Consider the following 9,092-nt stretch of genomic DNA (forward strand, 5'->3'; position numbering starts at 1 on the left):
ACTCAAAATTATAAGTTTGCAAAAAGTAGTCTGCGCGCGGCAGCTATACGGCGCATTATAATTATATGGCTTTTTATCAGTGGGGTACATTTATCATTCCATTGTCACGGGTTATTTCTAATCTTAACTTTCATTTTAAGATAATCAATTACATATAATCCAAAAAAGCTATACTGCTAGTATCAACAATACGTTTAACTTCGCTGCTGCGTTAAACTAGCAGCAAAGCTTTGCATATTATCAACTTATATAATAGCGCCTATGTCACAATACATACTTTCTATCGATCAAGGTACTAGCAGCTCTCGGGCTATTTTATTTAATCAAGATGCCAGCGTGGTGGATAGTTGCCAACACACATTTACGCAGCACTTTCCGAAAAACGGTTGGGTAGAGCATCACCCTGACGATATTTTGCAAACGGTACTCAGTAGCTGTAAAAGCGTATTAGCTAACAATAACGTTACTGCTGAACAAGTGATCGCTATTGGCATCAGCAATCAACGTGAAACCACGTTAGTGTGGAATAAACGCACCGGTAAGCCGCTTTATAATGCCATTGTTTGGCAAGACCGACGCACCAGTGACTACTGCGATGCAATACGCTGCGATGAACTAAGTAAAAAAGTGAGTGATAAAACAGGATTACTGTTAGATCCGTACTTTTCGGCGACTAAAATTCGTTGGATTTTAGATAATGTTGCAGGAGCACAACAACAAGCACAAGCGGGTGAGCTGGCTTTTGGTACCGTAGATAGCTATTTATTATGGCACTTAACTGCGGGAAAAGTGCATCGTACCGATGCCACTAACGCTTCACGCACCCTGCTGTTTAATATTCACCAGCAATGTTGGGATGATGAATTACTAGCGCAATTTAATATTCCTCGCACTATGCTGCCCGAAGTCATGGACAGCGCAGCTGATTTTGGCGTAACCAGCAGCGATATATTTGGTGCCCCAATTAAAATTAGCGCCATAGCGGGGGATCAACAAGCAGCATTAATTGGCCAAGCCTGTTTTAAAGAAGGGATGGCGAAAAGTACCTATGGCACAGGCTGCTTTTTAATGCTGAATACCGGCGATAAAGCTCTTACTTCTCATAACCGCTTATTAACCACTGTGGCATATAGACTTAACGGCAAGGTGACCTACGCCATAGAAGGCAGTATTTTTATGGCGGGTGCCACCATGCAGTGGATTGTTGAAGGTTTGCAGCTGTTAGAAAATGCCGGTGATAGTGAAGCATTAGTAAAAGATGTACCACTGGATCACGGCGTATTTTTAGTCCCTTCGTTCACCGGTTTAGGCGCTCCCTATTGGGATGCCAATGCCCGTGGCGCTATTTTAGGGCTTACCCGAGATTCGGGCATTAGCACTATAGTCGCTGCCGCACTGCAGTCAGTTGGCTATCAAACTAAAGATTTACAAAAAGCGATGGAAGGAGATGGTCTGCGGCCAAGCATTTTGCGCGTGGACGGCGGTATGGCAAAAAATAATTGGGCCATGCAGTTTTTAGCTAATATTTTAGGTGCCAGTGTGGAGCGCCCAGCGCTAACAGAAACCACCTCGTTGGGTGTTGCTTATCTAGCTGGACTGCAAGCGGGGGTATATCAATCAACAGCACAAATCGCAACCCTGTGGCAATGCGAACGTCGTTTTGAACCCAGTATGAGCATGACTGAACGCAACGACTTATATGCCAAATGGCAGCATTGCATAGCACAGGTCACGCTTGCAAATAACACCAAGCACGACGGCTAGTGCAATTGTAACATTGGCTGTTGCTATGGTTAATTACTCAAGGGGTATGCAGTGACGTTACTCGATAACGAATATGATTTACTGGTTATTGGCGGCGGTGTTAATGGTAGCGGCATTGCTGCAGATGCCGCAGGAAGAGGCCTTAAAGTATTGCTGTGCGAGCAAGGAGACTTAGCGTCAGCAACCTCATCAAGCAGCAGTAAACTGATTCATGGTGGACTGCGCTATTTAGAGCACTACCAGTTTAGGTTAGTCAGAGAAGCATTATTAGAGCGCGAAGTATTGTTAAAAAAAGCGCCGCATATTATTTGGCCGCTGTCATTTAAACTGCCCCACCAACCCCATCTACGCCCATATTGGCTGATACGTTTAGGCTTGTTTATTTACGATCACCTTGCTCAGCGGGTGACTTTACCCGCATCAAAATCAATTAAATTTGCCAGTAATAGCATACTTAATGCCGCTATTGGCCGTGGCTTTGAATATGCCGATGGCTGGGTAGACGATGCACGACTGGTTATTTTAAATGCACTGGCGGCGCACGAAAAAGGCGCAACGATTGCCACACGTACTCGCTGTATCAACGCACAGCGCACCACAGACAACTGGCAGGTAACGTTAGAGCAGCAAGATAGCAAGCAGCAGTATCAAATCAAAGCCAAAGGGATTGTCAATGCCGCAGGGCCTTGGGTTGCTTCGCTGTTTGAGCAGGTATTAACGCAGCCAACCCCACACGCCATTCGCTTAGTGAAAGGCAGTCATATTGTACTGCCGCGTATCCATAACGAGCCACAAGCGTATATATTACAAAACCAAGATCAACGTATTATTTTTGTTATCCCCTATGAAGATGACTTTTCGCTGATTGGCACCACCGATGAAGAATACAGCGGCCATATTGCTGAGGTAAAAATTAGCCAGCAAGAAATTGACTACTTAGTGGGGATCACTAACCAATACTTCAAAAAACAAATTAGTAGCGCCGATATAGTGCATAGCTACAGCGGGGTACGGCCGCTATTAGATGATAAATCGACCGATGCACAGGCGGTTACTCGCGACTATAAATTACTCCTTAGCAGCAATAACCAGCAGGCGCCTTTACTGAGTGTGTTTGGTGGGAAACTGACCACTTATAGAAAGCTGGCGGAAAATGCGGTAAATAAACTGGCCGAGTTTTATCCGCAAATGGGCCCAGCGTGGACGAAAAATGCTTCCCTACCCGGCGGTGATTTTAACACTGTGACTGAGCTGCAGCAGCAACTGCAAACTCAATATAACTGGTTGCCGGCATTATTATTAAAGCGCTTTTTGCGCAGTTACGGCACCTATACCCACGCCTTACTCATCAATGCCAACAGCGTTAAAGATTTAGGAGTGCACTTTGGACATGGCCTGTATGCGCAAGAAGTTAATTACTTAATTGATACCGAGTGGGCGCGCTGCAGCGATGATATATTGTGGCGCCGCACTAAGTTAGGGCTGCGCTTTAACGCAGCACAAGTTGCTGTTTTGCGCCAGTATATTCAGCAGTATTCTGGCGCAAAACAAACCTAACAAGCCCGCAAGGTTAACTTTCAGGCGTTAGATGCGCCTGCAGTGACGCTTTTTCTGTATCTGACAATGCCTGTTTTGCTTTGGCTGCAAAGTCGTAACGCACCAGTACGGTTTTACCTACTGCGCAGCATTTATCACCTTGGTGCGCTTCTTGGCGCAATACAAAAGAGCTAGTACCTACCTGCTCTACCGAGGTTTTAATAGTGACTTCATCACCATAAAATAACTCGCCCACAAACGACACCTCCACTTTGGCTATGATTAGTTTCCAGTCGTGCGGATTGAGATCTGGGGTAAAAAACTTAAAAATAGGTGCTCGTGCAGCTTCAAACCAAACCGGGAGTACGGTATTGTTAATATGTCCTAGCGCATCAGTTTCACTGAAACGCGGCATCACTTTTTCAATAAACATAAACATCCAATAATAATTATAAAGGTAACTCATGACGGACTTTATTCGCGTATACGATAACGCACTCAGCAGTGACTTTTGCGATAACTTTATCACTACCTTTACTCAAAGCCCGCATACCAAACCAGGGATGACCTCGGGGGGTATCGATTTAAATAAAAAAGATAGCCACGATTTATATTTAAATAATCATCCTGAATACGCCGAACAATTAAAGCATATTCAACAAACCACTGCACAGTATGTTTTTAAATACATTGAAGAACATATTTTTATGATGATAGGTGCCTTCGGCTTAAAGGTTTATCATCCAAAAACTGGCCAACCGGTAGACTTAACCCATGCAAACTTTGCTGAAGTAGGCAAACCGCAACTACCGCTTTTAGTACAGCAAATTTTTCGCCTCGGCAATATTCAAGCGCAAAAATACCAAGTAAATAAAGGCGGCTATCCTTATTGGCACAGCGAAGTGTACCCACAGGCGGGGCACAACGAAGCACTGCATCGAGTGCTGTTATTTATGTTTTATTTGAATGATGTTGAGCAAGGTGGGGAAACCGAATTTTATTATCAAAATCGTAAAATTGCGCCGAAACAAGGCACTATGGTGATTGCACCGGGTTACTTTACTCACACCCATCGCGGCAATAAACCCATTTCTAACGACAAGTATATTTTAACTTCGTGGGTGTTGTTTAATCGTGCCGAGCAAATATATGGTGCGCCAAAGAGCTAGCGCACCTTTTTATGTATATTAACCTAGTAGCTCATCAAACAAATTAAATAACCGATCAAGCTCTGCGGTGGTGTTGTAATGCATACAACCAATGCGTACTACGCCGCCGTTATCGAGCACACCTAACTGCTGACATAAGCCTTGTGCGTAAAAGTTGCCATCCCATACACAAATATGTTGCTTACCTAAAAATTCAGATACAGCGCGCGGCTCTAAACCTTCAAACGTTAACGCAAAAGTAGGTGTACGCTCAGTTAAACGCTCTAAGTCATCAATGCCAAATAATTTTATACGCGGGTAATTAACTAAGCGCGTTAAAAAATATTCACTGAGTGCCATTTCGTGCTGTTTGGTTTTAGTAAATGCAACCGTTAGCTTTTCACGGCGTGAATGGCTATTGTCAAGCTCACTAATGGCGGCTATATAGTCAACCGCAGCAATAAAGCCCGCTAGCGCTTCAAAGCTTTGCGTGCCGGTTTCCCAGCGCCCTGGCGCTACATCTTTAGCCGGCGCAACTTTGTAGGGAGTAAACCCTTCAAGGTGCGCTGTTTTACCATACACCATGCCTAAGTGCGGGCCAAAAAACTTATACGCCGAGCAGGCCAAAAAGTCGCAATCAAGTGCTTGCACATCGATAAGTTCATGGGGGGCGTAATGCACCGCATCCACATACACCAGTGCGCCTACCGCATGAGCAAGCTCTACAATACGGTTAATATTGTTAATTGAACCTGTGGTGTTAGAGGCATACGTTACAGCTATTAGTTTAGTATTACGGTTGAGTAAGCTCTCAAAATGCGCCATGTCGAGGGTGCAATCCGCCTCGTTGATAAGTGCAGTATTAACTTTCACGCCCTTATCTTCTGCAGCTTGCTGCCATGATGATACATTAGAGAAGTGATCAGCATTGGTGACAATTATTTCATCGCCAACTTGCCAACTGCGTGCAATCGCGCGGCTAAAACTAAACGTTAAGCTCGTCATATTTGGGCCAAACACAATGTTTTGTGCACTCGGTGCATTAAGTAAATCAGCCGCTGCTTGACGCGCACTGGCCATTAACTCAACGGTTTTATCGCTGGAAAAAAATGCGCCACCTAAATTTGAATTGTAGTGCCCTAAGTACGCCGTCATAGCATTAAGCACCGACTGGGGCACTTGCGAGCCACCGGGGCCATCTAAAAATACCGGTGATTTATCATCGACGGTTTGCATTAACGCCGGAAATTGTGCGCGCAATTGTGTTGTATTCATGTTCAATCCTTAAGCTGTTAGCACAAAGCAATCCAGATAACCTGGTTTGCTGGCATCAAGTTTGTTCATGGGCGTGGCGTTATGCCACACTTGGCGGTCATTAATAACCGCAAACATGCCATCTTTAATCGCCATTTTAAAACACGGCTCGGCTTGTTGATGTTCGTATACCAGTAACTCACCGCCTTCGAGGTTTTCGTGAGACACACCACACACACATACATGATCAAAACCATCTTGGTGCACACCTTCAGGCGCCGCTGGCGTATCGCTGTCGATGGCTAACATACGAAATTGGTGAATTTCGATATCGCGCTCTGCATCAATGCCGGTGATTTGACGAAACTCATTCACAATGCTTTTCATACCTGCTGACTCAAGTAAGCTTTGTTCTAAGTTTTCGTAGCTGCGCTCAACATTACCCTGAAATGTGTTAATTGCGTCATCTTGTACAAACGCTTTGGTCGCTTGCAGCTTAAGCTCACCATGCTGCATTTTCACCACCGAATAACGGCGTTTACGAAAGGCACCGTCTGCATACGGGTTGCTGGGTAAATTATCAAAAGAGGGCTTAACCAAATCTATGTTTGCTTGGTTAATAAAACGCAGTTGCAGTAAATTCTGGGGGTTTAAGGCGGTCATAAAATCCTGCTATAGTCATTATAATAATACGAGGATTTTAATGCATATTACTAGGATATATTGCTTTATTACTCAATTTAATTGCACTTTATGACCAAATACAATCTATTAAATATTAAAAACTAACATAAATTATCTAAAGTTAATTTGAACAACAAAAAACCCGCCGAAGCGGGTTTTTTAACAAGCTTTAAAAATTATACCGCTTGTTGAATAATCACGTTGTCTGCTTTTTTAGTGTAAGCAGGCATGCGATGGAAGTTCAAGTAACGATACGTATCTGATGCGGTTGCATTGATCTTCGCTGCATATTCTTGATACTCAGCAGCGGTTGGTAATCTACCAATAATTGCCGCAACGGCCGCAAGTTCAGATGATGCTAAGAATACATTTGCACCATTACCTAAACGGTTAGGGAAGTTACGTGTAGAGGTAGAAACTACAGTTGCTTTATCTGCAACACGTGCTTGGTTACCCATACACAGTGAACACCCTGGTGTTTCGATACGTGCACCAACACGACCGAAGATACCGTAGTAACCTTCTTCTGTTAGCTGGTCTTTGTCCATCTTAGTTGGTGGAGCAACCCACAACTGAGTAGGAAGTTGACCTTTAAAGCCATCGAGTAATTTACCAGCCGCGCGGAAGTGACCAATGTTAGTCATACAAGAACCGATGAATACTTCATCAATTTTCTCGCCAGCCACATCAGAAAGAAGACGTGCATCATCTGGGTCATTAGGTGCACAAAGAACAGGTTCTTTGATTTCAGCCAAGTCGATTTCAACTACATGAGCATATTCAGCGTCTTTATCTGCTTCCATCAGCTCAGGATTAGCTAACCACTCTTGCATAGCATTAATACGACGCTCAATGGTACGTACATCGCCATAACCTTCAGAGATCATCCATTTAAGCATTACAATGTTTGACTCTAGGTATTCAGAGATAGACTCTTTAGACAACTTAACTGTACAACCGGCAGCTGAACGTTCAGCCGATGCATCTGATAATTCAAACGCTTGCTCAACAGTTAGGTGCTCAACACCTTCGATTTCTAGAATACGACCAGAAAACTCGTTGATTTTGCCTTTTTTCTCAACGGTTAATAAACCTTGTTTAATACCGTAGTAAGGGATGGCATGTACAAGGTCACGTAACGTGATACCTGGCTGCATTTCACCTTTGAAGCGAACCAAAATTGACTCTGGCATATCAAGTGGCATAACACCGGTTGCTGCTGCGAATGCTACTGCACCCGAACCTGCTGGGAATGAAATACCTAATGGGAAACGTGTATGTGAATCACCACCCGTACCTACTGTATCAGGTAATAACATACGGTTTAACCACGAGTGGATAATACCGTCACCTGGGCGTAGCGATACACCGCCACGGTTCATGATGAAATCAGGAAGCGTATGGTGAGTGTTTACATCGATAGGCTTAGGGTAAGCAGAGGTATGACAGAAAGACTGCATGGTTAAATCTGCAGAGAAACCTAAACATGCTAAATCTTTAAGCTCATCACGTGTCATAGGACCCGTGGTATCTTGCGAACCTACGGTAGTCATCTTCGGCTCACAGTATTGACCCGGACGAATACCAGCAACGTTACACGCTTTACCCACCATTTTTTGCGCTAGTGTAAAGCCTTTATCAGAAAGCTCTGTTACTGTTGGCACTTTAAATACGTCAGTGGCACCTAAACCTAAAGAGGTACGTGCTTTGTCTGTTAAACCACGACCAATGATCAATGGAATACGGCCACCAGCACGTACTTCATCTAAAATCACGTCTGATTTAAGTTCAAACTTAGAGATAACTTCATCAGTACCATGGCGCTTAACAACACCTTCGTACGGATAGATATCAATTTGGTCACCCATGTTGAACTCATCAACATTTAGCTCAATTGGTAACGCACCAGAGTCTTCCATAGTGTTAAAGAAGATAGGGGCAATTTTATTACCTAAACATACACCACCAACACGCTTATTTGGTACGAATGGGATATCATCGCCCATAAACCAAAGTACTGAGTTAGTTGCCGATTTACGAGAAGAACCAGTACCAACTACATCACCTACGTATGCAAGCGGTAAACCTTTAGTTTTTAATTCTTCTAGTTGTGTAATTGGACCCACTTCGCCAGGCTTATCTGGGTTGATACCATCACGGTCAATTTTTAACATGGCTAAAGCATGTAATGGAATATCAGGACGTGACCATGCATCAGGTGCTGGTGATAAATCGTCGGTATTCGTCTCACCCGTTACTTTAAATACAGTAACAGAGATTTTTTCAGCAACTTTTGGTTTATTCGTAAACCATTCTGCGTTTGCCCAAGACTCAATAACTTGTGTTGCGTATTTATTGCCCGCTTTTGATTTTTCTTCTACATCGTAAAATGCATCAAACATAAGTAGCGTGTTTGAAAGGCCTTTTACTACGATTGGCGCTAATGCTTCGTCATCAAGTAGGTCAATCATAGGTGCGATGTTGTAACCACCTAACATAGTACCTAATAACTCAGCCGCTTTTTCTTTAGTAATTAGCGGAGAAGTCGTCTCACCTTTAGCAACCGCAGCTAAAAAGCCTGCTTTGATATAAGCTGCATCATCAACACCCGCTGGTACGCGATTGGTTAATAAGTCTAAAATGAACTCTTCTTCACCCGCCGGTGGAGTTTTAATTAATTCAATAAGATCAGCCGTTTGCTGAGCA

Annotated in this window: 7 protein-coding genes; 3 read left to right on the forward strand and 4 right to left on the reverse strand. The window is 43.6% G+C overall.

All coding sequences use genetic code 11. From position 1 onward, the window contains the following. Positions 1 to 261 precede the first annotated feature (261 nt). On the forward strand, positions 262 to 1,764 hold the full coding sequence (gene glpK, locus ABYB02_RS04600) for a glycerol kinase GlpK (protein ID WP_372761281.1): 1,503 nt from the start codon (positions 262 to 264) through the stop codon (positions 1,762 to 1,764). A 51-nt stretch (positions 1,765 to 1,815) separates the two neighbouring features. Next, on the forward strand, positions 1,816 to 3,321 hold the full coding sequence (gene glpD, locus ABYB02_RS04605; protein ID WP_372761282.1) for a glycerol-3-phosphate dehydrogenase: 1,506 nt from the start codon (positions 1,816 to 1,818) through the stop codon (positions 3,319 to 3,321). A gap of 13 nt (positions 3,322 to 3,334) precedes the next feature. Here glpD and ABYB02_RS04610 read toward each other — a convergent pair whose 3' ends face one another. Beyond that, positions 3,335 to 3,733, reverse strand: a complete 399-nt coding sequence (locus ABYB02_RS04610) for an acyl-CoA thioesterase (protein ID WP_372761283.1) — start codon at positions 3,731 to 3,733, stop codon at positions 3,335 to 3,337. 31 nt (positions 3,734 to 3,764) lie between these two features. Here ABYB02_RS04610 and ABYB02_RS04615 point away from each other — a divergent pair, with 31 nt between their 5' ends. Next, entirely contained in the window at positions 3,765 to 4,469 is a 705-nt protein-coding gene (locus ABYB02_RS04615; RefSeq protein ID WP_372761284.1) for a 2OG-Fe(II) oxygenase, read from the forward strand. A gap of 18 nt (positions 4,470 to 4,487) precedes the next feature. Here ABYB02_RS04615 and ABYB02_RS04620 read toward each other — a convergent pair whose 3' ends face one another. The 3 genes from ABYB02_RS04620 to acnB all read right to left on the reverse strand — a co-directional run. Then, positions 4,488 to 5,723, reverse strand: a complete 1,236-nt coding sequence (locus ABYB02_RS04620; protein ID WP_372761285.1) for a cysteine desulfurase-like protein — start codon at positions 5,721 to 5,723, stop codon at positions 4,488 to 4,490. 9 nt (positions 5,724 to 5,732) lie between these two features. Then, the gene (locus ABYB02_RS04625) at positions 5,733 to 6,365 is read right to left on the reverse strand and encodes a 2OG-Fe dioxygenase family protein (protein WP_372761286.1); all 633 of its coding nucleotides are present in this window, start codon (positions 6,363 to 6,365) and stop codon (positions 5,733 to 5,735) included. 197 nt (positions 6,366 to 6,562) lie between these two features. Further along, positions 6,563 to 9,092 (reverse strand): bifunctional aconitate hydratase 2/2-methylisocitrate dehydratase (acnB, locus tag ABYB02_RS04630; protein ID WP_372761287.1); only part of this gene is annotated, 2,530 nt, incomplete at its 5' end.

The organism is Pseudoalteromonas sp. (genome assembly GCF_041613455.1).
Taxonomy (GTDB): Bacteria; Pseudomonadota; Gammaproteobacteria; order Enterobacterales; family Alteromonadaceae; genus Pseudoalteromonas.